Source organism: Teretinema zuelzerae (assembly GCF_021021555.1).
Lineage (GTDB): Bacteria > Spirochaetota > Spirochaetia > Treponematales > Treponemataceae > Teretinema > Teretinema zuelzerae.
The window spans coordinates 446,155-469,996 of sequence record NZ_JAINWA010000003.1; the positions used below are offsets into that span (position 1 = coordinate 446,155).

Annotated in this window: 20 protein-coding genes; 2 read left to right on the top strand and 18 right to left on the bottom strand. The window is 56.3% G+C overall.

Annotated elements, in window-relative coordinates; all coding sequences use genetic code 11:
• Positions 1–8: 8 nt before the first annotated feature.
• Positions 9–1,808 (top strand): hypothetical protein, encoded by a 1,800-nt coding sequence (locus K7J14_RS09365; RefSeq protein ID WP_230755576.1) that lies wholly within the window; start codon positions 9–11, stop codon positions 1,806–1,808.
• Positions 1,809–1,827: 19 nt separating this feature from the next.
• On the opposite strand, the gene dapB is transcribed toward K7J14_RS09365, so the two are convergent.
• Together dapB and K7J14_RS09375 are read right to left on the bottom strand one after the other, a co-directional pair.
• Positions 1,828–2,607 (bottom strand): 4-hydroxy-tetrahydrodipicolinate reductase, encoded by a 780-nt coding sequence (dapB, locus tag K7J14_RS09370; RefSeq protein ID WP_230755578.1) that lies wholly within the window; start codon positions 2,605–2,607, stop codon positions 1,828–1,830.
• On the bottom strand, positions 2,604–3,986 hold the full coding sequence (locus tag K7J14_RS09375; protein ID WP_230755580.1) for an aspartate kinase: 1,383 nt from the start codon (positions 3,984–3,986) through the stop codon (positions 2,604–2,606). Before K7J14_RS09375 ends, dapB begins: the two co-directional genes overlap by 4 nt.
• Positions 3,987–4,108: 122 nt before the next feature.
• Here K7J14_RS09375 and K7J14_RS09380 point away from each other — a divergent pair, with 122 nt between their 5' ends.
• Entirely contained in the window at positions 4,109–5,977 is a 1,869-nt protein-coding gene (locus K7J14_RS09380) for an RNB domain-containing ribonuclease (protein ID WP_230755581.1), read from the top strand.
• Positions 5,978–6,140: 163 nt separating this feature from the next.
• Here K7J14_RS09380 and K7J14_RS09385 read toward each other — a convergent pair whose 3' ends face one another.
• The 16 genes from K7J14_RS09385 to K7J14_RS09460 form a co-directional block, all read right to left on the bottom strand.
• Positions 6,141–7,253 (bottom strand): ABC transporter ATP-binding protein, encoded by a 1,113-nt coding sequence (locus K7J14_RS09385; RefSeq protein WP_230755583.1) that lies wholly within the window; start codon positions 7,251–7,253, stop codon positions 6,141–6,143.
• Between the two features lie 59 nt (positions 7,254–7,312).
• The gene (locus K7J14_RS09390) at positions 7,313–8,095 is read right to left on the bottom strand and encodes a DUF554 domain-containing protein (protein ID WP_230755585.1); all 783 of its coding nucleotides are present in this window, start codon (positions 8,093–8,095) and stop codon (positions 7,313–7,315) included.
• A gap of 65 nt (positions 8,096–8,160) precedes the next feature.
• Positions 8,161–9,318: an MFS transporter gene (locus K7J14_RS09395; RefSeq protein WP_230755587.1), complete on the bottom strand. Its 1,158-nt coding sequence runs from the start codon at positions 9,316–9,318 to the stop codon at positions 8,161–8,163.
• A 2-nt stretch (positions 9,319–9,320) separates the two neighbouring features.
• Entirely contained in the window at positions 9,321–10,205 is an 885-nt protein-coding gene (locus K7J14_RS09400; RefSeq protein ID WP_230755589.1) for a VIT1/CCC1 transporter family protein, read from the bottom strand.
• Positions 10,206–10,340: 135 nt separating this feature from the next.
• Complete coding sequence (locus K7J14_RS09405; protein ID WP_230755591.1) at positions 10,341–10,787, bottom strand: single-stranded DNA-binding protein; 447 nt, start codon at positions 10,785–10,787, stop codon at positions 10,341–10,343.
• A gap of 112 nt (positions 10,788–10,899) precedes the next feature.
• A complete protein-coding gene (argH, locus tag K7J14_RS09410; RefSeq protein ID WP_230755593.1) occupies positions 10,900–12,306 on the bottom strand; it encodes an argininosuccinate lyase in 1,407 nt (468 codons plus the stop codon).
• Positions 12,303–12,863, bottom strand: a complete 561-nt coding sequence (locus K7J14_RS09415; RefSeq protein ID WP_230755594.1) for a flavin reductase — start codon at positions 12,861–12,863, stop codon at positions 12,303–12,305. The genes argH and K7J14_RS09415 overlap by 4 nt, the downstream gene beginning before the upstream one ends.
• A complete protein-coding gene (locus tag K7J14_RS09420; protein ID WP_230755596.1) occupies positions 12,863–13,690 on the bottom strand; it encodes a DUF368 domain-containing protein in 828 nt (275 codons plus the stop codon). The genes K7J14_RS09415 and K7J14_RS09420 overlap by 1 nt, the downstream gene beginning before the upstream one ends.
• A 26-nt stretch (positions 13,691–13,716) precedes the next feature.
• Positions 13,717–14,583 carry a hypothetical protein gene (locus K7J14_RS09425; protein WP_230755598.1) on the bottom strand — a complete coding sequence of 289 codons (867 nt, stop codon included), beginning with the start codon at positions 14,581–14,583 and terminating at the stop codon, positions 13,717–13,719.
• A 59-nt stretch (positions 14,584–14,642) separates the two neighbouring features.
• Positions 14,643–15,899, bottom strand: coding sequence for an argininosuccinate synthase (locus K7J14_RS09430; protein ID WP_230755600.1), 1,257 nt, complete (start codon positions 15,897–15,899; stop codon positions 14,643–14,645).
• 33 nt (positions 15,900–15,932) lie between these two features.
• Entirely contained in the window at positions 15,933–17,141 is a 1,209-nt protein-coding gene (locus K7J14_RS09435; RefSeq protein WP_230755602.1) for an acetylornithine/succinylornithine family transaminase, read from the bottom strand.
• Between the two features lie 27 nt (positions 17,142–17,168).
• A complete protein-coding gene (gene argB, locus K7J14_RS09440) occupies positions 17,169–18,041 on the bottom strand; it encodes an acetylglutamate kinase (protein ID WP_230755603.1) in 873 nt (290 codons plus the stop codon).
• Positions 18,038–19,255 carry a bifunctional glutamate N-acetyltransferase/amino-acid acetyltransferase ArgJ gene (gene argJ / locus K7J14_RS09445; protein WP_230755606.1) on the bottom strand — a complete coding sequence of 406 codons (1,218 nt, stop codon included), beginning with the start codon at positions 19,253–19,255 and terminating at the stop codon, positions 18,038–18,040. The genes argB and argJ overlap by 4 nt, the downstream gene beginning before the upstream one ends.
• 31 nt (positions 19,256–19,286) lie before the next feature.
• Positions 19,287–20,336: an N-acetyl-gamma-glutamyl-phosphate reductase gene (gene argC, locus K7J14_RS09450; RefSeq protein ID WP_230755608.1), complete on the bottom strand. Its 1,050-nt coding sequence runs from the start codon at positions 20,334–20,336 to the stop codon at positions 19,287–19,289.
• A gap of 325 nt (positions 20,337–20,661) precedes the next feature.
• Positions 20,662–22,593 (bottom strand): AMP-dependent synthetase/ligase, encoded by a 1,932-nt coding sequence (locus K7J14_RS09455; protein WP_230755610.1) that lies wholly within the window; start codon positions 22,591–22,593, stop codon positions 20,662–20,664.
• Positions 22,594–22,676: 83 nt separating this feature from the next.
• Positions 22,677–23,828 carry a thymidine kinase gene (locus K7J14_RS09460; RefSeq protein ID WP_230755612.1) on the bottom strand — a complete coding sequence of 384 codons (1,152 nt, stop codon included), beginning with the start codon at positions 23,826–23,828 and terminating at the stop codon, positions 22,677–22,679.
• Positions 23,829–23,842 lie beyond the last annotated feature (14 nt).

Sequence of the window (23,842 nt, forward strand, 5' to 3'; positions counted from 1 at the left end):
GTCAGTATATGAAGACTTTTGCATCGCTCGCTCTTGTTAGCGCCGTAGCCCTCTTCGGCATCCGTCCCGTCCAAGCTCAAAACACGGGCCTTCAGGAACAACTGAAGATGCTTCAGACCAAGGCTGTGCGGAGCGGTGATCTGGGAGACTGGGAAGCAGTTCTGGATTCGGCCGCTTTCAAGCTCTACCGGATGACCGAGCTCTGGAGAGGCGTCATCGATATACTCCCGCTGAAGGACGACTCCATCGATACCGGCGTTTTCGCAAACGCTACCGTAGTCGTCACGACAGGACTGCTCGATCATATCGACGCTGAGATCTTCGAGTCCTCTGCCGCCTCGGGAAGACGCATCAGATCCCTGGAAAAAGAACGGGAGGAACGCCTTATCGGATGGCTCGCCGCTGACGCCGCCCGTTTCGCCCTGGGCTTGCACGAAGCCGGATCAATGACCGACGAGCAATGGCATCAAGCGGACGCCTTCGCGGCGGCGCTGTTCGCCGTATTAGGGAAAAACCCCGAATCCTACGCCCGCTGGGTCTCGTCGCTGGGAGAACTGTACTCGCCCGGGAACGAGGCCGCGCGCTCGTATTTTCTGCAGCGGCCCTCGGTGGAAAACAGAATCGCCGAATTGGCGAAGCGGGAAGAAGAGACAGACGTCTGGACATCGTCGCTTTCAACGCTTCTGATCTGCCTTAAAACGGGAACGGTTTCAGCAGAAAATCTCGACTCCCTCGCGGCGCTCAGGGAAGCATGGCCCCGATCCCCCTACCTCGCCCGCCTTGAAGCGCTTTGCGCCCATCAAGCCTGGCTCGCCGGACTGCAGCCTGAAACGCAGGGGATAAAAACCGTTCTTCCGATAGCGGCCGACCGGGACCCGGCGGCGGCCATGTTCAAAGAATACCTGCAAAACAACCAACCGCTCTTCCCGTCTTCCGGCTTTCTGGATGACGAAACCGCCATTCCCGGAGACTCGCTCTTGTTCATGAAGGCGGCTAACGCGTATAAGGCGGCCCTCGCGGAGAGGCCGGATTTTCTGCTCGAGTCGGCCGAGGCGATGCTTCTCGCCAGATCGGGAAACACCCAAATGAGAAACTACGCGTTCAAGAGGGCCGAGTCCGCCGCGGCGGCAGAGGAAGGAACACAGTCCTTCGCGGCCCGGGCAAATTTCGCGGCCCTTCTCTATCTCTCCGGCAGGGACTACGTACGCTCGCAGTTCATGCTGGAAGCCTTGGCCGCGGCAAGCCGGGGCGGAAAAGAACGGCAGGGGCTCAGGTCCTACCCGGGCGCCCCGGGCAACGAACTTGATCTTCTGATTAATCTCGCGTGGATGCAAAAAGCCCTCGGCGAAGAAACACGCGCGCAGGCGACTCTCGACGCAGAGCGGAACCTGGCCGCCGCCGGGCGCAAAGCGGAGAACGCTTCCGTCGACGAGGCAAGAGTATCTTTCAGAGGCCTTTCGACCGGCATGACACAGGAGAATCTCCTTGAAACATGGGGCGAGCCCGACGAGATACTCTATACGTATTACATGGAAAGCTGGACATACCGATCTCTGGGCGCGATTGTTCTTCTGCGTCCTGCCGAAAACTCGAACGCCGGACGCATCATTGCGATAAAACTGCTTGAGGAATCCCCGATATCGCCGGGCGCCGACATACGGCTCGGCGACGATTCTGAAGAACTGGAAAAAGCATTCGGTCCTGCGCGCTACCGCGCCCACGACGCTCTGGTGTTTTACGGAACCGGCTACTCAATCAGGGCAGTCGTGCGCGGAGGAAGAATCCTGGGAATCAGCGCGGTCGAATGACCGCTTCTTCAAGCATCTTTCAGACTTCGCTGAATACGTCGTTCATGGTGTACACGCCTATCCTGGCATGGCCGTCGGGACCGGGACTCGCCAGCCATTCCAGGGCGCGGACAGCTCCCAGCGCGAAGCCTTCGCGGGTTCTCGCGGTATGCGTCAACTCGATCGTATCGGCCGCTGAGTCGAAATACACGGTGTGAGTTCCGGGAACGGATCCTACCCGAACGCTCGCGAGATGCAGCTCGGACGGCTCAGGACGGCGCGTGAACGAATCGGTGAACAGCGTAGTCTTTCGGGGAAGATTCTCCATAATTCTCCGGGCGATATCGAGTCCCGTGCCGGAAGGGCTGTCGGCTTTCTGATTATGGTGCGATTCGAACACCGCGACGTCGTATTCCTCGAATTCGGCCATAAGACGGGCGGCTTCCGAAACCATTTTATAAAAGAGATTCACGCCGACGGAAAAATTGGACGAATACAAAAAGGCCGTTCTCGTATCGTCTACGAGACGGCGGACTTCCTCGAGGCGGTCCACCCATCCGGTCGTTCCCACCACGAGGGGGATGCCGGTAGGCACAAGCGAGAAAATATTGTTCGTAACCGAGGCTGGATGCGAGAACTCGATGATCCCCTCGGCTCCGGAATCGCCGATAGCCTTCAGCATCTCTTCCGAAACGGCTGTTACGCAGGAGGCGTCTTTTGCGTAGGGATCGACGGTGCAGACGACCTCGTGGCCTCGCATCAATGCGGCCTTTTCGATCATATGCCCCATCTTTCCGTAACCGACAAGCGCTATTTTCATTGATCTGCTCCCTCGGGCGTCCAGAGTCCCGGCTTGTCGGGCGTTCCGAAATATCGGGCATGGAGGGCCTTGACCACAATATCGGCCTCGTCGGAGTCGCAGATGAAGCTGATATTCACCTTTGAGGCTCCCTGGCTGATCATCTGGACGTTGATTCCTTCCTGATTGAGCGCGTCGAAGGTCGCGGAAAGGATTTCGCTCGAACGCTTGACGTCGCAAATAACGGTCACTATCGCCTTGCTCTTCCTGATGTCTATGCTCGCGTATTTTTCAAGATCATGGCGGAGGCCTGAAAAGTTCGCCTTGCTGCTGTCGACGGTAAGGGACACGGACACCTCGGAAGTAGCGACCACGTCTACGCTGATGCTGTGAGAGGCGAAGGATTCGAACACCTTCGCGAGAAAACCGTATTGGCCGAGCATGCGGGTGGAAACGATATCGATCAGGGTCACGTTCTTTTTCGACGTAATCGCGCGAACGGGAACCGGCTTGGTTTCATGGCTGGTTACGATGATCGAACCGGGAGCCTCGATGTTATAGGAGTTTTTCACGCGGACAGGGGTTCCCGTCTGGAGGCAGGGCTGCATCGAGCGGGGATGCAGAACCTGAGCGCCGAAATACGCCAGCTCTGCCACCTCGTCGTAGGTCGCGACCGGCACGGTGCGGGCCTCCTTGACGATGCGGGGATCGGTCGTGAGTATTCCGTCGACGTCCTTCCAGGTCTGTACTTCTTCCGCCATCAAAGCCGCGCCGATGAGCGTCGCGGTCAGATCGCTTCCTCCGCGTCCGAGTGTGGTGATGAAGCCCTTGGCATCTTTCGCGATGAAGCCTGTAACGATCGGCATCGGCATGCCGTCGCCCTTTTTGCCTTCGGCATAGGGAGTCAGGTTTTTGCGGATGTTTTCCCATGTCTCCGGGAGAAGATCTGCTCCGGTATATTGAGAATCGCTGATAAAGCCGATATCCCAGGCATCCTTGAATTCGGCCCGCACATTCAGCGTATTCAGATACGACGCCATCAGGCGGACGGAAAGACGCTCGCCGAAGGAGACAAGGTAATCACGCGAACGGGGAGTCACTTCGCGGAGCATGGAAATGCCCGTGAGAAGAGTCCTCAGCTCTGCGAGAAGAAAATCGATTTCCGAAACAGGGATGCCGAGTTCAGCGGCTGTGGTTTTATGGAGTTTTTCGATCGCGTCGACACTCACCTTGCCGTTCAAGGCATCGTCCGCCGCGGCGAGAAGGTCGTCGGTGGTGTCGCCCATTGCCGAAAGCACGACGATCGGACGGCGATTTTCAAAACTGCGGATGATTCCCGCGACATGACGGATCCGCTCTGCATTTGCAACGGACGACCCGCCGAATTTCATAACAATCATGACTTCCCCCGAAATCTTATAATTATTCACTGTAAAGCAAAACTTATGAATAAATATACCAAACTGCGGCAAGTTATACAATACCATCTTGTACCCGCATTACGCACATGGTAGAGTAGCGTATGAAAATTTCGGAACGCAGCCTCGTACTGTATAAAACCCAAGCCGCAGTCGTAACCGGCTTATCTGGAGATAAAATCGATATTGAAACGCCGGGAGGATCGAAAAAAGTCCGCGAAAAGGACGTCGAACTCCTCCACATCGGCCCGGTGAAGAATCTCGACTCCGTTCTTCGCTCGAAAGTTCCTGAAGCCGACCTGACGGAAGCTTTTCTTTTTTTTCAGGGAGAAAGTCCTGCGCTGCAGGATATTATCGAGCTGGTCTGGGGCGCCTGCCCCGCTGAACAATGGTGGCCGATATGGCAATATCTCAGCGCATCATTCGAGTTCGTCTGCAAAAGTCCTGAATCACCCGTTTCAACGAGAACACCGGATGAAGTCCAGACGCTGAAAAACCGCTCTCGCGCGAAAGAAATGGAAGAAACGGAACGGGCAGCCTTCCTCGCGCGGCTCAAGGAAGTGCAAAACGGCAAACGGGAAACCCTCGATGCCGACGATTTCAGATATCTTCAGGAAGTCGAAGCGTTCGCCCTCGGGAAAACCGATAAATCCAAAATTTTGAAAGACTCGGGCATCGCCGAAGATCAAGCGTCGGCCCACGATATTATGTTGAAAACAGGCTACTGGAAGACTCACTTTAATCCCTGGCCCGCGCGCCATGGCTGCAGTTTGAAATCCGCATCGGTTCCGGTCAGCGCGCCGGATGATTCAAAAGAGCGCCTCGATTTGACCGCCCTCGATTCATGGGCGATCGATAACGAATGGAGCAGCGATCCGGACGACGCAGTTTCAATAGAAGGCGACATTCTGTGGGTTCACGTCGCCGATCCTGCGGCCACAGTCGTTCCCGACTCGAGCGCCGACAAGGAAGCCCGTTCCCGGGGATCTACCCTCTATGTTCCCGAAGGCGCCTCGCGCATGCTCCATGAAGACTCTCTCGGGTTTTACGCCCTCGGTTTGACGGAAACATCGCGGGCTCTTTCATTCAGAATACGCTTCACCGAAACCGGCGCAATAGAAGAAGCCTCGATCCATAGAACTCTGGTGAAAGTAACCCGCCTCACCTACCGCCAGGCCACGGAAAGAAAGGACGAAAGCGGCCTGGCTCCCTTATTCGCCATAGCCAGAAGGAACATCGAAAGACGCAACGCCGCGGGAGCCGTTCAAATAGATTTGCCTGAGGTGCATTACTCGGTGAAGATGCCGGATGAGGGCGAACCGATCGTTTCGATAGAGCCTGTAGCGGAAGAAGAAGCGGCGGACATGGTCAGGGAAATGATGCTGCTCGCCGGCGAAGCTGCTGCCCGCTTCGCCTTTAAAAACAAGATTCCGTTTCAATATGTGAGCCAGGAAGCTCCTGAAATCCCCAAAGACCTGCCGGAAGGGCTCGCCGGAGAATACCGGAAACGCCGCGGAATGAGGTCGAGAAAGGTCGGAACAATCCCCGCGGATCACGCAGGCCTCGGCCTGGGAATGTACAGCCAGGTGACCAGCCCCTTGCGGCGGTACGGAGACCTGGTCTCGCACCAGCAGCTCCATCTGTTTCTGGACAAAAAGCCCCTCATGGATACCGACGATATGCTGACCCGAATCGCCGCGGGCGATTCGGCCGCCCGCGAATGCACGCTGGCTGAACGCGAAAGCAATATGCATTGGACTCTTGTCCGCCTATCACAAAACCCGCAATGGACGGGAACCGCCGTCGTTGTCGAGAAAAACGGCCCGCAGGCCGTAATCATGATTCCCGAACTTGCCCGGGAAGCGCGAATCAATCTCAGAGATGACGCGCCCTTGAACAGCACGCTTGCCGTTCGTGCGGGCAACATACATCTATCTTCGCAAAGCGTAACTTTCATCCCCGTAGAAGACTGACCTTCCGAAAACGAACGAAACCGGACATAAAAAAACCGGGACCCCGTAAAGGGTCCCGGTTCGACAGGAACGCGCTTTTTTGCAATTTCTATTCAGAATATCTGCCGCCGGGGGATCGCTTGGCTTACCCCCGGAAAACCGAAAATCCGAACAATCTATCAGCTTATTCCGATTTTACGTCGTCGCAGATGCTGCGCTCGGTTTCTTTGTCGAAGAACTTCGCCTTCTCCATAAGAGGTTCGAAGTTGACAGTGTCGCCGATCTGGAAAATGATGTCGGGAGAGCAGCGGGCGATAACTTGCTGGTTCTTGGTAGCAAGATACAGGTGGGTTTCGGCTCCGAGGGGCTCCTTGACGGAAACCTTCATCTGCATATTGTTCTTTCCTGCGGGTGACTTGAGATAGGTCATGTCTTCCGGGCGGATTCCGAAATATACTTCCTTGCCGATGTAGTCCTTGAGGATCTTCTGTTGGTCTGCGGTAGGAACGAGCTCGAAAGAGCCTTCGTCTGCGACCAGCTGTCCGCCCTTCTCGAGGATCTTCACGGAGAGGAAGTTCATGGGCGGGGATCCGATGAATCCGGCTACGAACTTGTTGATAGGATGATTGTAGAGATACAGCGGAGAGCCGATCTGCTGAACTTTTCCGTCCTTCATAACGACGATCTTGTCGCCCATGGTCATGGCTTCTACCTGATCGTGGGTTACGTAGATCATGGTTGCCTTGAGGCGGTTGTGAAGATCGGAGATCTCCGCGCGCATCTGAACGCGGAGCTTCGCGTCGAGGTTGGAAAGGGGCTCGTCGAAAAGGAATACCTTGGGATTGCGCACGATCGCGCGGCCTACGGCGACGCGCTGGCGCTGACCGCCGGAAAGAGCCTTCGGCTTGCGGTCGAGGAGCTTTTCGATATCGAGGATGCGGGCGGCTTCGTTAACGCGGCGCTCGATTTCCTTCTTGTCGGTCTTGCGGATCTTGAGACCGAAGGCCATGTTGTCGTATACGGTCATGTGGGGATACAAGGCATAGTTCTGGAAAACCATCGCGATGTTGCGGTCTTTGGGAGGAACATCGTTCATCCTCTCGCCGTCGATGAACAGTTCGCCTTCGGAAATTTCTTCCAGACCGGCAACCATTCGAAGGGTTGTGGACTTTCCGCAACCGGACGGTCCGACGAATACGACGAATTCCTGATCGTCGACCACGATGTTGGCATTATCCACGGCGCGCACGTTGCCATCGTACACTTTGCCGATGCCTTTAAGTTCTACCTTTGCCATTTAAGGCCTCCTTGGGAGTTATCTTATTAGGACTATTTTACGGTCAATATCGCCGGTTGTCAAACAAAAAGTTCGGCAATTCTTGAAATGAACGGATCGAGCAGCACGAACAGGGTAAGGATGATCAGGCCGGGCAGATAGTTCGCCGTTTTCAGTTTTTTCAGTTCGAGAAGGTTGATTCCGATCATGATGACCAGAGCGCCTCCGAGTCCGGTCAGTTCAGAAATCATCTGCTCCGAGACCCAGGGCTTGATCCATTCTGAAAGCAGCGTCAACGCGCCCTGATACGCTAACAGGGAAAGAGCCGAGAAAGCGGTGCCGATTCCCATCGCGGCGCTGAATACGATCGCCATGAAGCCGTCAAGAACTGATTTGGTGTACAAGATCGTATAGTCGCCCTCGGTACCGGCCTTGAACGAACCGACTATAGCCATCGCTCCGACGCAGAAGAGCACCGACGCGTTGAGAAACGCGTAGGCGAACCGGGATTCTTCCGGAACCGCCGCGGAATCTGAAGAAAGCTCGCCCTCGGACTGCGCGGATGCTTTTGCCCGAGCCTTCTTTTTACCTCCCCCGAAATGGTATTCGAGGAATCTGCCGAAGGCGAGGATCTTTCCGTCGATGTCCCACCATGCGCCCAACAGCCCGCCGATGATCAGCGAGAGCGCCATATAGATGATGTTCTGGGTTTTAAAGGCCATCTGCATGCCGATAACCAGGGTGATTACGCCCGCGGCTGATGAGATGACCGACGAAATTTCGGCAGTGATTTTACGGGCGAACAGAATACCGGCCATTGTGCCTAAAATGACGGCAATGCAGTTTACGAATGTAGCTATCATGATACTATCGATAGTATCGAGGGGCTATCGAACTGTCAATGCGAGAGCCGTCGATGAGAGAGCCGTCAAGCCCTGGAGAACCTCTTGCGGGAAGCGAAAAAGATTCCGATTCCGACGAGGGGACACAAACTGAACAGCACGAACAGAGGCCGGTAACCAAGGGAGTCAATGATGATTCCGCCGCCGATATTTCCCAGAACCGAAGCGAGTCCGACCGAGACCGATGTATACAGAGTCAGGCCGACCACCATGAGCCGCTTGGGAGCGCGTTCGGAGACGAAAACCACCGCTGCCGGATGGAAAAGGCCGAAACAGACGGAGTGAAACAGCTGTCCAGCAACCGCGCCTCCAAAGGATGGGAACACGGCGTATACCAGATTCCGCACGGTAATAGCCGCGAGCGAAAGCAGCAGAATCCGCTTGGTGCCCCACCGCCGGATGAACCAGCCTGAAAGAAACATGAACGGCACTTCTGCCGCGGCCGACAGCGCCCAAAGACCGGCGTAGGACTGCAGATGAAGGTATTCCTGCACATACAGCGAAAAGAAGCGCTGGGTCGGCGTCATGCCGAGAAAACCGAAAAAGATAAGTGAAATGCCGGCCCAGAAAGCGGGAGGAAATTCTGAAAGCATTTTCACCCCCCGTTCTGAAGCGGGAGATTCAATGCTTACGGGGGCTTCAGGATATTTCTTCAGCAAACCGGGCAGCAGGAGAACCGACAGAGAAAAGAGAATCGCCGGGAAGCCTATCCAAAAGGCGATCGAAGCCGGGGATTCGGCATTCACTAATGGAGTGAACTGGAGAAGGAGGGTGATGCAGACGAAGCCGATGCTTCCCATAACCCGCACTTTTCCGTAATTGACGCCGTCGTGGGCGAGGATGCGGTTTACCAGGGCGTCGGCGACGGGAACGGCGCCCTTATAGCCAAGAGCGAACAGAGACAAAACAAGGGCGGTCGCCCATGCGTTCCTGAAGGCAACCAGAGGAGGCAATACTGCGGCCATTAGCAGCCCCAGGAGGATCATCACCTGGCCGTAGTTTCCTTTCCGGTCCACGCGGGAACTGATGAATATCGGGAAGACGAGTCCAGCGGCTTCGAAAAGCCCCTGCAAAAAACCGATCATGGTGGCTGTATAGCCCAAGCGGAATAAAAGAATCGGGAGATATGCGTTCACCACGCCGTAGACGCTGAAAAGAAGAAACAGAGGCAAACCCATCAACATGCTTAAATCTCCACTCCGAGAAACTGTTTCACGAGAACGCCGACGCCGAAGGAAAGCAGAGTGACGCCGAGGCTCACCGCAAGCATTTCGAGGAAATGCCGGCGGAACGGGAGATCCCTCGCGGTGCACAAATAGAAATTGAAGCCGAGAATAATGACGACGACGATCGCCAGGGTGATCGCAAGGGCTGCGATAAAGTTTGCGGTCAGAAAGAACGGCAGAACGAGCAGAACCACGGTAACCAGATACGCGCCGCCGGTATAAAGGGCGGACTTGCCCGGCTTCACCGAACCGTCGCCCTCGGATCTTTGCGAAAGATATTCCGAAGACGCCATTGAAAAGGCGGCGGAAATGCCGGTGATCAAACCGGTCATCGCGATGAGGCGCGTGTTCTGGAAGGCGAAGGTGAAGCCCGCCAGGGCTCCGGTTAATTCGACGAGGGCGTCGTTCAATCCGAGGACGACGGAACCGGCGTAGCGCAGGCGCTCCTCGTCGATCATGGCCATCAGCTCCTGTTCATGGCGGTGTTCCTCATCGATGATCTGCTGGACGTCGGGAAATTCCTCAAGAACGGTCAAATATCCGCCCTGGGCTTCGGATTCGCTTTTTTCAAGAAGTTTAATCGCGAAGGTCAGGCCGATAAAACGAGCCAGAAAAACGAAAAACGACACGAATAAAAAGGACGGCGCAATGCGTTTGCCGGTGACTGCTTCCCAGCGGGCTGCGTGTTTTTGTTCTTCCGCGGCTATTTGAATCAGGACATCGGCGTTAGCCCTGTCCGGTATTATTTTTGCGATTCTGTTATAAATTGCCGCGCTGTTGACCTCGTCTTTTTGGAACGTGATCAGTTTGTCGAGTACATCGCGAGAAAGATTCTGTTTTGTCATATGAAGCTCCTCTCCGCACAGGGTAACGGAAGGCCGGCAAGCTTGCAAGACCCGGCGGAAAGGACTGTCCGCAGGAGCCTGCAGCAGCTGCAAGCTCCGTACGGAAAACTGCTTAACGCAACGATTCGGAGCGGATTAAAACACTGCTTCGCTTTCGATTTCGCTTTCTTCGGGAATTTCCGCGACCATATACGATATCAGGTCTGAATCGTCCTTCGAGGCTGAAGAGCCCGGCTTGCCGGCGTCCGGCGTCTTGAAACGGGGCTTGAATTCGACATGCTCTGCGACGACCTTCACCTTGCTGTAGTTTTTTCCGTCGGCGCCTGTCCAGCGGTCCTGCTTCAAACGGCCGACAACGCGCACGCCGCGTCCCTTGCCGCAATTCTTTCCGCATGCTTCGGCCAGCTTCGACCAGCTTTCAACCTCGAAAAACGAAGTTTCCTGTTCGTACTCGTCGTCTTGTTTGAAATAACGATTCGAAGCAATGGAAAAGTTGCAGACCGAGCTGCCCCGCGGGGTTTCCTTCAAAACAGGATCGCGCACGACGTTACCTTCGATCAAAATAGAATTAAGAGCATTCATCAATATTCCTCCGAGATAGTATTGCCGGAAGCGAAGGACATCGGGCCCAATGCGTTTCTTCGCTCCGGCTTACCGGTTCTATAGGAGGATATCTGGTTTTCTGCCCGGCGGATCACAGAGGAAGGCGGTTTTTTATCACGAAATCGTTCAAGGCGGCGATCTGTTCGCGGACGCGGTCGGGATTCGGGCCGCCGGGAAGATCGCGGGCCTTCACGCAAGAGGCCGGTTCGAGCAAAGGATACACGTCGGGCTCTATGAGATCCGAATGAATCTTCATGCGGTCGAGGGGCAGATCGATCATGTCAGGGATTCCGGAATCGATGCACTCGCGGACGACTCCCGCGGCCGCGGCATGAGCTTTCCGGAACGGCAGGCCTTTGCGCACCAGATAATCTGCAAGATCGGTAGCGTTCGCGTGGCCCCCCGTGCAGGAGGACTCGAGGCGCTCCGTATTCCAGCGGATCGATGCGACCATGTGGGTGAATATTCTCAGGCAGGAAAAAGCCGTGTCGTACGCGTCGAAAAGATTTTCCTTGTCCTCCTGCATATCCTTGTTGTAGGAAAGCGGCAGGCCCTTCATCATGGTGAACAGGGCTATCAGATCGCCGTACACCCTGCCCGTCTTGCCGCGGATGACTTCCGCGAAATCGGGATTCTTTTTTTGAGGCATGATGCTCGAACCGGTGGACCACTTTTCCGAAAGCTCGATGAATTTGAACTCTTCGGTCGACCAGATGATGATCTCTTCGCAGTAGCGGGAAAGATGGGTCATCAGGATCGCGATGGCGGAGGCAAGCTCGAGGCAGTAGTCCCGGTCCGATACGGCGTCGAGGGAGTTTTCCGTGAGGGCGGAAAAGCCCAGTTCGTCGGCGACGAGGCGCCTGTCCAAGGGCAACCCGGTGCCGGCGAGAGCGCCCGACCCAAGAGGCATGCGGTCGATGCGCGCGAGAGCGTCGGAGAAACGGCCGTAGTCGCGCACGAGGGGCCACGACCAGGCGCACAGATGATGGGCGAGCGTCACGGGTTGCGCGCGCTGAAGATGGGTGTAGCCCGTCATCAGGGTTTCCGTGTGTTTCGAGGCGATGGACGAGAGAGTCTCGACGAGAGAGAGAATTCCGGTTTGAAGCTCGGGCACGATCCTTCTGAGATAGAGCCGTTCGTCCAGGGCGACCTGGTCGTTCCGGCTGCGGCCGGTGTGCACCTTGCGTCCTGCGTCTCCGAGCCGTTCGGTCAGCACGCCTTCGACGAAGCTGTGAATATCCTCGGCCGCCCAGTCGATCTTTAGGGAGCCTGATTCGAGTTCTCCGTATATGGAGCGGAGCTCCTTGACTATGGCCGCCGATTCATCTGCCGGAATTATTCCCGCCTTTCCGAGCATGAGGGCATGCGCGATGCTGCCGCGAACATCGTCCAGGGCCATGCGGGAATCGATCCCGATCGATGATTGAAACGCCAGCGCGTCGGCGTCGGGTCCGTCTGAAAAACGACCATGCCACAGGGGAGATTTTTTTTCGCTCATTTTGCAGTCCTCGCTTCGTCGTTGCCCGCAGCCGGAGTCCAGCAGCGGAGAATTTCGCAGATGTACATCCGGTGATAATCCTTCAGTTCGTAAAAGGAATCCAGGCCTTTATCGATAAAACAGGCAGGGCTCATATCCTGCGCGTAGATTTTACGGCAGACAAGGGAAAACCTCGCCTGGGAAAATCCGACGGCGCCCGGCTCGAGCACAACCGGTTCGATTCCGGCGGCCTCAGCTTTGTCCGTATCCCGGCCGCTTACGCTCCCGCAGATCTGCAGGGCTTTTTTATGTTCAGGACCGAAAAACGAAAAAGTCAGAAGGGGCTCGCGTTCAGCAAACGGAAAGGTATGGCGGGTCGGCCTGATGACGCAGGAGACGGTTCTGCGGTTCCAGTGCACCCCGAACCCTCCCCATGACGCGGTCATGGCGTTCCATTCGTTTCTCGAGGTTCCGGTTCCGGCGCTTATCAGCATCCACTCATGGCCGATTGAGGTAAACGGCTGTACAAGAGATTCCAGCAAAGGGCCGGAGGCGTCGCAGCTTGCGAATCGAGCCATCAGGAGGCCTCCGGCGAAGCAGATTCGGAACGGCTGAAAAACCAGGAGAGCGCCGTGCCTGCGATCAAAGAGGCCAGGGAAATGAGCGTTGAAGCGATTCCGGATGGCAGACCCGGATACACGGGAAGAACGGAACCGGCCACGAGGCCGAGGATCAGCGCGTAAGTCGCTTTCGGGAACCGGGTCATGAGAAAGCGGACGAGTCCGGCTCCAGCGAGAAGGCCTGCGATAATGCCGAATCCGATGGGAAGCAGCAGGGGAATATTAAAATCGGAGATCGCGGATATCACCGTGCGGTAGCCGCCGAGTATCAACAATACAAGGGAACCGGATATTCCGGGAATTATCATCGCGACTGCTCCGACCGCTCCAAGAAAAAAGAGCCAAAAAAACACCGGAACGGACAGCGACGTAATCGCGGAAACCGACTCATCGGCCTGAACGACGGCCATCACTATCATGACGGCCAACCCCGCGGCGATGAAAACGGCTGCTCCGGGAGAGAAGGAATCGCCTTTGGCCCGCTTGAAAATAAAGGGGACGCTTCCCAGAATAATGCCGGTAAAAAAGAAAGCGGTAGGCGTCGGATGGGAGGCGAAAAGCCAATCGACGAGGTTTGCGAACAAAAGCACGCCGGTGGCGAGTCCGGCGGCAAGAAGCAACAGGAAAAGGATATTCTTTTTAATCCTGGAAAAATCCAGGGAAATGACTTCGAGTATTTTATCGTACACATTGAATACGACGGCCATAGTCCCGCCGGATACTCCGGGAATGACGTTCGCGATGCCGAGAATAATCCCGACTAAATACGTTTTCAAGTTATTCATTAAAGCTCCTGTTGCGTAAAAGTCTATCATAAAGGCCGATCCGCGGACAACAGAGACGAACAGCCGTCCGGTGAGAGGAGAGAGGAAAGCTCGAGATCCGTTTCAAGAAAGCGGCTGAAAGCGGTCGGCACAGGCTTTCCGACTGCGCCGAGCCACCTTTCGAGAAATTCCTTCCTCGGAGTGACGCGGGCTCCCAGGTCCCGCTTGTACTGCATTTGCGGCTGGCCCAGATTCCAAAAGGAAAAACCGGACCGTTCCAGCAATACCGCAAGCGCGTGGAGCTGGAGCTTTCCGCAGTTGTTCCAGGCTCGTCTGTCAGGATGCATGAAGCCCGAAAGGCTCGTGTAGACGGAGCCGGTAATATAGCCGAGCTCTCCGGCGACGGGACGATCGCAGCGAGAAGACCAGAGTTCTACGCCGACCGGAATGAGGGGCGGCGAAGGAGAATCGCCGGAAAACGAATACTCGCGAGTGCGCGAAGCAAGTTGGTTCATAACCTTCCGATATGGCGCGTGGAGCCAGGATTCGCCCTCCCAGCATTCGCCGAGGCACCGCATCGCAAGCCCGGGATCGCGGGTAACGCGGAGGGTCAGCGACAGACGATCGCAAATTCCCGAGCGGATTGCGGAGAAAAGGGAGCGGGACAAGCGGCGATCCCTCCAGTCGAGAACGGCGGACTCGATATGCATCTGAGGAAGCAACAGCATCCTGCCGTCGAAATGATCGGAACAAATCGATATGAACCCCGCTCGAGCAAGGGAAATGTAAAAATCGGGGTCCCAGTCGTCGGACCAATACCAGGCCTGCGTTTCATTGCCGTAGATGTAGGGAACCAAAAAAACAGGGTTAAGCCATTCGGGACTTATCGGAAGAATCGTGTTTTCGCTGCTCATATCGCTCTGATGATAACGGAAACGGCGCCGAACGCATAACGCCCGGCGCCGCTTACTCGTTATTCAGTAGGCCGCTGCTTCAAGGCCTTGGCCTCGACGGCCTGGCCCTGGCCGGTGGCCTGCTCCATCATGGCGCGTACTTTCAGCGGAAGGCCGAAAAGCGTGATGAAACCTTCGGCGTCGTGATGATCGTAGAGATCGCCGGTAGTGAAGCTGGCGATATTCGCGTTGTAGAGGCTGTACGGCGAACTCGAGCCGGCGCCCCTGATGGAGCCCTTATACAGTTTCATTTTGACGGTGCCGGTGACGTTCTGCTCGGCCGTATCCATGAAGGCCATCAGCGATTCCATGAGCCGGGTGTACCAGCGGCCGTTGTATATGAGCTCGCTCATCTTGAGCGAAGCCTGCTGCTTGAAGAAGTAGGTATCCCGGTCGAGGCACAGATGGTCCATCTGCTCGTGGGCGAAGTAGAGAATCGCTCCGCCGGGAGTTTCGTAGACGCCGCGGCTTTTCATGCCGACAACGCGGTTCTCAACGATGTCGACAAGGCCGACTCCGTTCCTTCCGCCGATCTTGTTCAGCTCCTTCATCAGCTCGAGGGCTCCCATCTTCTTTCCGTTGACGGAAACAGGAATGCCGTGTTCGAAGCCGACTTCCACGTACTCGCCGGCCTCCGGCGCTTCCTCGGGAACGACGGTGAGCTGGAGCATGTGCTTCCAGTTCGGCTCGTTTTCTGTTTCCTCGAGCTCGAGCCCTTCGTGGGACAGGTGCCAGATGTTCTCGTCGCGGCTGTAGGATTGATCTTTCTTCATCGGAACGGGGATGTTCCGTTTTTCGAGATACTCGATTTCCTCTTCGCGGCTCTGGATATCCCAGATCCGCCAGGGGGCGATGATTTTCAGATCGGGAGCGAAGGCCTTGATGGTGAGCTCGAAGCGGATCTGGTCGTTACCCTTTCCCGTCGCGCCGTGGCAGATGGCGGTAGCGCCTTCCTGCCGGGCGTAATCCACGAGAATTTTCGCGATCAGGGGACGAGCAGTGGAGGTTCCGAGAAGATAGCGGTCTTCGTAGATCGCGTTCGCCTTGAGAGCCGGCCAGATGAAGTCCGTGATATATTCTTCCCGGGCGTCTACGACGTAGCAGGATGAAGCTCCCGTGTCCAGGGCGCGCTGCTTGATCTTGCCCCAATCGTCGCCCTGTCCGACGTCGATGCATACGGCTACCACATCGTAGTCGTAGTTTTCTTTCAGCCAGGGAATGATGACGGTGGTGTCCAAACCGCCGGAATACGCCAAGATAACCTTTTCTTTGCTCATGTAATGCTCCTTGCTAATCTATCTTCGATAAAATCACTGATTACTGTTCGAACCGGTCAATACGCTGTGCAGAATCTCGAGGCCTTCGTCGATTTCTTCCATAGTTACAACGAGAGGAGGAAGAAAGCGCAGCGTCTGGACGCCCGCCGTCGATATGCACAGGCCCCTGCCGCCGGAACCCGGGAAGCCGAGACAGGCCTTTTGTATGTCCGAAGCGGGCGAATCGATGTCTACGCCGACCATCAAGCCGCGTCCCCGTATTTCCCGAATGCAGGGAAGCTTCCAGGCTGCGATCTTGGCGCGGATATAGTCGCCCTTTTCCGCGGCCTTCGAAAGGAAGCCCGGCTTTGCCAATTCAGCCATCACAGCAAGAGACGCCGCGCAGGCAAGGGGATTTCCGCCGAAGGTCGACTGGTGGTCGCCGGCGACGAAAACATCCGCCGCCGCGCCTTTGGAGAGGCAGGCTCCCATAGGAACTCCCCCGGCGATTCCCTTGGCGAGGGTGACGACGTCGGGATCGAGGCCCAGCTGTTCGCAGGCGAGAAAGGTTCCCGTCCGCCCTACTCCGGTTTGCACTTCGTCGATCATGACGAGGGCTCCGGCCTTCTTCGCCGCAGCGCAGGCGGCCCGGGCCCATTCGCGGTCCACGAGGTTCACGCCGCCTTCGCCCTGTACGACTTCCATGAAGAAGGCGCACACGGTTCCGTCGAAGGCCGTTTCAAGGGCGGAAAAATCGTTCGCGTCGATATGCCGGAAGCCCGCGATGTACGGAGCGAAGGCTGGCGCATGGAATTTCTCCTGCCCGGTCGCTGCAAGGGTTGCGAGCGTTCTGCCGTGGAAGGACTTTTGCAGGGTAACGATGACGTGGCGGGTTCCCGCCTGTTTTCCCTCTTTCGCGTCGGACTGAGATCCGAACTTTCTGGCGAGCTTGATCGCCGCCTCGTTCGCCTCCGCTCCGGAATTGCCGAAAAACACCTTGTCCATCTTTGTGCGGGACAGGAGGGCCTCAGCGCAGGCTAGCCCCGTATCCGAATTATAGTAATTGGAAATATGAATCTGCTTCGCGGCCTGGTCGCAAACCGCCTTCACGAGGGCCGGATGATTGTGGCCCAGACAGTTCACCCCGATCCCCGAGACGAAATCTATATACTTCTTTCCCTGGTCGTCCGCGAGGATGCTTCCGTTTCCGGAAACGAACACTACCGGCAGACTTCCCAGATTGTTGATTATCTTTCCCGCCATTCAAGGCTCCTTTCCCTGTTCCAGGGATTATACGATCATAGTTCCTATGCCCCGGTCGGAGAACATCTCTATCAGCAAGGCGTGGGGAACCCGGCCGTCGATGATGTAGGTTCGGGGAACTCCGCCCTTGATAGCCTCAAGATTGCATTCGATCTTGGGAATCATTCCCTCGGAGATTACTCCTGTCGCTATCATCGAGGGTACCGCCACATGGTCGAGGCGGCTGATGAGGCTCGAAGGGTCGTTCACATCCCTGAGCAGACCGGGGACGTTGGTAAGCTGCACGAATTTCTCGGCCTTGAGAGCCACGGCGATCTTCGCGGCGGCGGTGTCGGCGTTGATGTTGTATCGGCTCATGTCTCCCTGCTCGCCGAGCGCTACGGTAGAGACGACCGGGATGTATCCCTTGTCGAGGAGGGTTTCCAGAATCTCCGGATGCACCTCGGTCACGTCTCCGACGAAGCCGAGATCGACTCCGTCCTTGTCGATTTTCTTAGCGCGCAGAAGGCCCGAGTCCACGCCTGAAAGACCGACAGCCTTTCCGCCCGCCTGCAACAGGAGCCCGACGATGTCCTTGTTCAGCTTGCCGGTGAGCACCATCTGGACGATTTCCATGGTCTCCGCGTCGGTGTAGCGCAAGCCGTTGATGAACTTCGATTCCTTGCCGGTTTTCTCCAGCATCGCGTTGATTTCAGGACCGCCGCCGTGAACCAGGACGGTGCGGATTCCGATGGTTGAAAGAAGGACAAGATCCTCCATCACCGCGGCTTTCAGGGTTTCGTTGAGCATGGCGTTTCCGCCGTACTTCACCACGATCGTCTTTCCCACGTACTGTTTGAAGTACGGGAGAGCCTGAACCAGAATATCGGCCCAATCCTTGTTGCTTATCGCTTCGCTCATGTGCGGTAGTCTCCGTTGATCTTCACGTAATCGTAGGTAAGGTCGCAGCCCCACGCGGTTCCGTTTTCCTTTCCGTCTTTCAATTCGATCCTGATTTTCACTTCGGTTTCGCCGAGAATTTCCTTTGCCTTCGGTTCGTCGAAATCGAGCGGAACGCCGTTATGGAACACTTCGATTTCCCCGGCGCCCGAATCGAAGAACACGCTCGTTCCCTCCTGAGAGAAATGCTCTCCCGAGTATCCCATCGCGCAAAGGATTCTTCCCCAATTCGCGTCCTTGCCGAAAAAGGCCGCCTTGACGAGGCTCGACGAAATAACGGCCTTCGCGAGGTTCCTCGCAGCCTCCGCGGACTTCGCGCCGTTCACGACGCACTCGAGAAGATGGGTCGCGCCTTCTCCGTCTGCCGCGATCATCCGGGCCATCCGCGTGTTCACCGCGTTCAGGGCCGAGACGAAGGCGCGATAGTCCGCGTTTTTCGAAGCGATCAACGGATTTCCCGCCAACCCGTTCGCCAGGGCGCACAGTGTGTCGTTCGTGCTGGTGTCCCCGTCGACGCTTACGCAGTTGTAGGTTTGATCCGCGCTTTCCCGCAGAGCCGCGTCCAGCATCTTCGGGGTGATAGCAGCGTCGGTGGTAATGAAGCCGAGCATGGTACCCATGTTTATGTGGATCATTCCCGAGCCCTTGGCCATAGTGCCGATCCTGGCTTTCTTTCCGCCGAGCTCGAATTCTACGGCCGTTTCCTTATGCTTTGTGTCGGTAGTCATGATGGCTTCCCGGGCCGCCGCATTGCCGGATTTCGACAGGCCTTCGCACAGGGCTTCCATGCCGGATTCGATCGCGCCGATGTTGATCTGCTGGCCGATGACTCCGGTCGAACAGACCAGAACGTCTTCTGTATTCAGCCCGAGAAGCGAAGCGGCGAGTTCCGCCGTCCGCTCGGCGTTCGCATAGCCCTGCTCTCCCGTGCACGCGTTCGCGTTTCCGGAATTGGCGACAATCGCCTGGGCTGCGCCGTTCGCAATATGCTTTTTCGTCAGTTTTACCGGTTCAGCCTTCACCAGGTTTTTCGTAAATACCGCGGCAGCCGAGCAGGGAACTTCGGATTCGATGAGAGCAAGATCGTTCTTTGTGCGGCCTTTCTTGATTCCGCAGAGAACTCCGTTCGCCGTAAAACCGGCGGGGGCGCATACGCCGCCTTCTATAAAAGTCATAGATTCTTCTCCTTCCGCATGCTCGCGGCGGTTAAAAAGCGGCGGGAATCGCGTCGATTCCCATTGTTTCCGGGAAACCGGAAATCAGGTTCATATTCTGCACCGCTTGTCCGGCGGCGCCCTTTACCATGTTGTCGATGGCGGAAACAATCTCGACGGTGTTTCCCCCGTTCACCACATGGATCGAAAGATCGCACCAGTTGGAAAGCCGCACGTTTTTAGTCGTAGCGGTGTCTCCGAGGGGAAGCACCCGGACGAAAGGCTCTTCGGCGTAGCGCTCCGCAAAAATGGCGAACACCTCTTCTTCAGTCACCGGCCGGACCGTCTGAGCGTATACGGTCGCTATGATGCCGCGGCTCATCGGCAAAAGATGCGGAGTGAAAAGGACGTTCACGGGCTTCCCCGCAGCCTTCGAGCAGTTCCTCGCGATCTCGGGCTGATGCCGGTGCTTGCCCACATTGTACGGAGCAAAGGACTCTCCCGATTCGGAATAGTTGTTCTTCTCGCTCGGATTCCGGCCAGTTCCGGTAATTCCGCTTTTCGCGTCGACGATTACGCAGTCCGTTTTCGCCAAACCCTTTTCCAGCAGGGGAAGAAGGGCAAGGGTCGCCGCGGTCACATAGCAGCCGGGATTCCCGATCACCCTGGCCTTGCGAATTTTCTCCCGATTCATTTCCGGAAGCCCGTAGACCGACTCGCTGTGCATCGCGGGAAATGCGTACGGTTTTTTATACCATTCCACGAAGGTCGCCTCATCCTCGTCGAACCGGAAATCAGCCGAAAGATCGATCAGCTTTTTCCCCTGTTTTACGCAGGCGTCCGCGTACTGCTCGGCGACTCCGTGCGGAAGAGCGGTGAACACCACGTCTGCGGCGGCGACAACCGCGTCGGCGCCGGTGAGCACGCCGTCGGTTTTCCCCCGGAGCATTCCGCGCAGGTTCGGATACACGTCGACGATGTTCTGCCCCTCGAAACTGACGGAGCTGAGGGCCAGGGAAGAAACTTCAGGGTGCGCCAAAAGGAGGCGGACCAATTCGACGCCGACATATCCTGTCGCGCCGATAATACCGGCAACAATCATATGCTACTCCAATTCAAATAATGTATTGTGTTAGGAAAATAAAACCGGAAAGGCCTCGAACGAGGCTGACCCTGACCGGACAGGGGCGATGGAAGAAGTTCTTTACGCCTGACGGCGACGGAGGGCGCGGAAAAGATGGAAACCGGATAGACACAGTGCGGAAAACGTTTCGCAGCATTGATCAGTCATTTCTCTTCTCCTTACCAAGGATGAACTTTAGCAAAAGTGTAACTACTTTAGCTGCCGATGGTCAAGAAGAGAAATGCAAAAATATGCAGAATTCTTTCAAAAACTGCATACTTTTTCTTCCTGGAGCTGCCTTCCGTCAATCTTCCTTAAACAACCCTTCAATTACCTCGCCGTACAGTTCAGCCATAACATGGCGCTTGATCTCCTGTTTGGCGGAAAGCTCTTTCCCGAGTTCGAACGTTCTATCGAGAAGGGCGAAGCGTCCGATCCGCTCGAAGGGCCTGAATCCGTTTCGAGCGTTGATTCTGAGCGAGATTTCCTCGTTGATGAGCTCCCTGACCTCGGGCATCGCGGCAAGAGTGTCGCGGGCTATGTAGGGCACGGCGTTCGCTTTCAAATACTGCTCGACCGCCTTCGTATCGATCTGTATAAGGGCGCCGAGGAACTTTTTATCCTGTCCGACCACCATCGCGTGTTCGATGAATTCGCTTTCCCTGAGCTTCGCCTCGATGGGAACCGGCTCCACGTTTTCTCCGCCCATCAGCACGATGGTATCCTTGGCGCGTCCGCGGATCGCGAAATTGCCGTCATGCGTCCACACGCCGAGGTCTCCGGTATTGAACCAGCCGTCCGCGTCCAGAACCTTCGCGGTAGCTTCGGGATTCCGGTAGTAGCCCTTCATCACCTGCTTTCCCCGGGCGAGAATCAAACCGCGCACGCCCGGCGGGCAGTCCCTGCCTGAGTCGTCTACGATGCGTATCTCGGTTCCCGGAAGGGGCGCGAGGGTCAGGCGCACCGGGCGGAAAAAGTTGCGGATCGCGATGACCGGCGCCGTCTCAGTCAAACCGTAGCCGTTCAGCAGCGTGATGCCCGCCGCCGCGAAAAACTCGTCTATATCTGCAGGAAGGCTTCCGCCTCCTGAAATGCCCGCCTTGAACCTGCCGCCGAGCTTCGCCTTCACCTTCGAAAATACCAGGGCGTCTCCCAGCTTTTTCAACGGCCACAGAACTATCAGCGGCACAATGGAAAGAAGCCGATCGAGAACGGCCGAACGTTTTTCGAATTGCGGCATGAGGCCCTTGTTCATGGCAGTCAAACGCGCATAAAAAGAACCGAAAGCGACGAAGAAGAGGAAAATCGCAGCCTTCGCTCCGCCGTGCTCCGTCGCGTTTTTATACACTCCCGCCTTGATCGCTTCCCAGATTCGGGGAACAGAGGCCATCCAGGTCGGCCGAACGAGCGCGAAATCGTGCAGCATGATCTTGCCGATAGGCTTCGAGTACGCGAGCGTGCTTGCCGAAATGAGCGCGATATACTGGACGATGCGTTCAAAAACGTGCCACACCGGCAGAACCGAAAGGAAAATGTCGCCGGGACGGATATCGATCACCTGTGGAATAGCCTCGAGCTGGTGGCAGAAGTTCTGATGCGTCAGAGGAACTCCCTTGGGTTCTCCCGTAGTTCCCGACGTGAAAATAACAGTGGCTACATCGTCGGGTTCGACCTGCGAAAGGGATCGCTCCCAGAAGTCCTTATCCTCCGAACGATAGCTGACGCCCCTGTCGAGGATCGAGCGGTAACTCAGAATTTCTGTTTTTCGGCCTGGGGTTGCCCCGTCCGGCAGGGCGGACTGCGGATCGAGAACTATGACCCGCTCAAGCAGCGGAAGCGACTCGAGTATTCCAAGAACTTTCTCGGCCTGCTCGAGATTCTCCGCAAGCACCGTTTTGCATTCTGCCCTTGAAAGTATGTACGACAATTCTATGGGAAGGGTATCGCGGCCTCTGGGCACATCGGCGGCGCGCAATCCCAACACTGCCAAATCGGCGACCAGCCATTCGCGACGGTTGTCGGAAACGAGACCGACGCGGTCCCCCGCCCCGATGCCCAGGGTATGAAGCCCCGCGGCGAAATCTCCCGCTTCCCCGTAGAGATCAAGGAAGGTGCTGGGCTTATACTGGCCCCAGGCATTCTTGGAAAGCTGGGCAATACCGTCGGGATGCTTCTCTGCTGTCTGTTTCAGAACCGCGGCGATTGTGCCGGGGCTGGACAATGTTTCGTTGTGCATACAATCATTGTACGCTAGTACTTTTCAGGAATCAAGCAAAATATAAGACATTTCGACACTATTCGCAATTTTGTCGCAATTATTTACAACTCGATCGGACGGTGATTATCCGAAAGCCTGCGGGACAAATACTCGCGGTCAAGATCGAGGCGCTCGGCGAGCAGCCTGGTCTGGTCTGCCGAAAGCAGGTTCTGTTCCGCAAAAAGATATACGACGGCGCGCTCGGCGATGCAAGGAACGTTCAGCGCGTTCAAATGCTCGCGGGAGGGTTTCGGACCTTCGAGATATTGCTGGCGGAACGATTTATGAAGCTCGGATTTTTCCGGCTCGTACTTGATTGCGCGCAATTCCGCCTCGAGCCGGGAGAGGTCTCCGATGCTCGCCCGCTCGCCGAGCGGCTTCAGCGTGAAATACGTGTACTGCTTTCCGGGGAGATAATGATGCTGATCGCATCTGGTGCAGTAATTCGGCTCCCTCGGATCGGTTTTTTCCCTGTCTCCCCCGACTATGATCAGCGGATCGAAAAAGAGGGCCGGGCATTCGACTCCGTCGACCAGGTAATAACGGTAGGTGTTGTAGGCGCTTTCCAGGCATTCGGGATGCTCGCAGTAGGCCGAGAGGGGATAGATGTCCGTGGACGTTTCCATTAAAAGCCGCGCTGTTTCGTTGAACATCTCGCCGCGGAAATTAAGGAGAAGGGTCGGCATGACGAAGACAAGGCCGCGTTGTTCCGATTCCCGTTTCACCAGGTACGCGAGCCGTTCGTCGTAGAAAGCCGCTTCGTCGATTATCCAGGTACCGACCTCCGGATGGGCGTGTATGGTCTGTTCAAGATCGAAGGAATTGCTGATGGTCGCTATGTTTTTCCCGCACCGTTCGTATCCTCCGCGATAGGCGAGAGCGTCCTCCGGATAATCGGCGAAGCGTTCCTTATCCAGAGAGTAGCGAACGAAAAACGTATTCCTGCGGTCGGCGTAGCCTATGCCGCTTTCAGGCTCGAACAGCTCTTTTTGATTGCCGCCGCCGCTGGTGAGCCAGGCGATGGCCAGACCCTTTCTGCGGGCGACAGCCGCGTCGCGCCACAGGCGGGCGGCGTATTCGGTCTTCCCGGAACCCATCGGTCCGATGACGAGGATGGTCCGGGAAGGTTCCACGAAATCGAAGTGCGAATTCGCTTCGTGCACGGTTACGGAGGGAAATCCGAGACTTTTATATAATCCTGTATGAGTATCCATAAGCACTCAGTATA

Bases quoted from the DNA above. Each gene is read 5' to 3' on its own strand.
- K7J14_RS09365 (WP_230755576.1), top strand. From the start codon at position 9: ATGAAGACTTTTGCATCGCTCGCTCTTGTTAGCGCCGTAGCCCTCTTC.
- dapB (WP_230755578.1), bottom strand. From the start codon at position 2,607: ATGAAAATAGCGCTTGTCGGTTACGGAAAGATGGGGCATATGATCGAA.
- K7J14_RS09375 (WP_230755580.1), bottom strand. From the start codon at position 3,986: ATGATTGTTATGAAATTCGGCGGGTCGTCCGTTGCAAATGCAGAGCGG.
- K7J14_RS09380 (WP_230755581.1), top strand. From the start codon at position 4,109: ATGAAAATTTCGGAACGCAGCCTCGTACTGTATAAAACCCAAGCCGCA.
- K7J14_RS09385 (WP_230755583.1), bottom strand. From the start codon at position 7,253: ATGGCAAAGGTAGAACTTAAAGGCATCGGCAAAGTGTACGATGGCAAC.
- K7J14_RS09390 (WP_230755585.1), bottom strand. From the start codon at position 8,095: ATGATAGCTACATTCGTAAACTGCATTGCCGTCATTTTAGGCACAATG.
- K7J14_RS09395 (WP_230755587.1), bottom strand. From the start codon at position 9,318: ATGTTGATGGGTTTGCCTCTGTTTCTTCTTTTCAGCGTCTACGGCGTG.
- K7J14_RS09400 (WP_230755589.1), bottom strand. From the start codon at position 10,205: ATGACAAAACAGAATCTTTCTCGCGATGTACTCGACAAACTGATCACG.
- K7J14_RS09405 (WP_230755591.1), bottom strand. From the start codon at position 10,787: ATGAATGCTCTTAATTCTATTTTGATCGAAGGTAACGTCGTGCGCGAT.
- argH (WP_230755593.1), bottom strand. From the start codon at position 12,306: ATGAGCGAAAAAAAATCTCCCCTGTGGCATGGTCGTTTTTCAGACGGA.
- K7J14_RS09415 (WP_230755594.1), bottom strand. From the start codon at position 12,863: ATGGCTCGATTCGCAAGCTGCGACGCCTCCGGCCCTTTGCTGGAATCT.
- K7J14_RS09420 (WP_230755596.1), bottom strand. From the start codon at position 13,690: ATGAATAACTTGAAAACGTATTTAGTCGGGATTATTCTCGGCATCGCG.
- K7J14_RS09425 (WP_230755598.1), bottom strand. From the start codon at position 14,583: ATGAGCAGCGAAAACACGATTCTTCCGATAAGTCCCGAATGGCTTAAC.
- K7J14_RS09430 (WP_230755600.1), bottom strand. From the start codon at position 15,899: ATGAGCAAAGAAAAGGTTATCTTGGCGTATTCCGGCGGTTTGGACACC.
- K7J14_RS09435 (WP_230755602.1), bottom strand. From the start codon at position 17,141: ATGGCGGGAAAGATAATCAACAATCTGGGAAGTCTGCCGGTAGTGTTC.
- argB (WP_230755603.1), bottom strand. From the start codon at position 18,041: ATGAGCGAAGCGATAAGCAACAAGGATTGGGCCGATATTCTGGTTCAG.
- argJ (WP_230755606.1), bottom strand. From the start codon at position 19,255: ATGACTTTTATAGAAGGCGGCGTATGCGCCCCCGCCGGTTTTACGGCG.
- argC (WP_230755608.1), bottom strand. From the start codon at position 20,336: ATGATTGTTGCCGGTATTATCGGCGCGACAGGATATGTCGGCGTCGAA.
- K7J14_RS09455 (WP_230755610.1), bottom strand. From the start codon at position 22,593: ATGCACAACGAAACATTGTCCAGCCCCGGCACAATCGCCGCGGTTCTG.
- K7J14_RS09460 (WP_230755612.1), bottom strand. From the start codon at position 23,828: ATGGATACTCATACAGGATTATATAAAAGTCTCGGATTTCCCTCCGTA.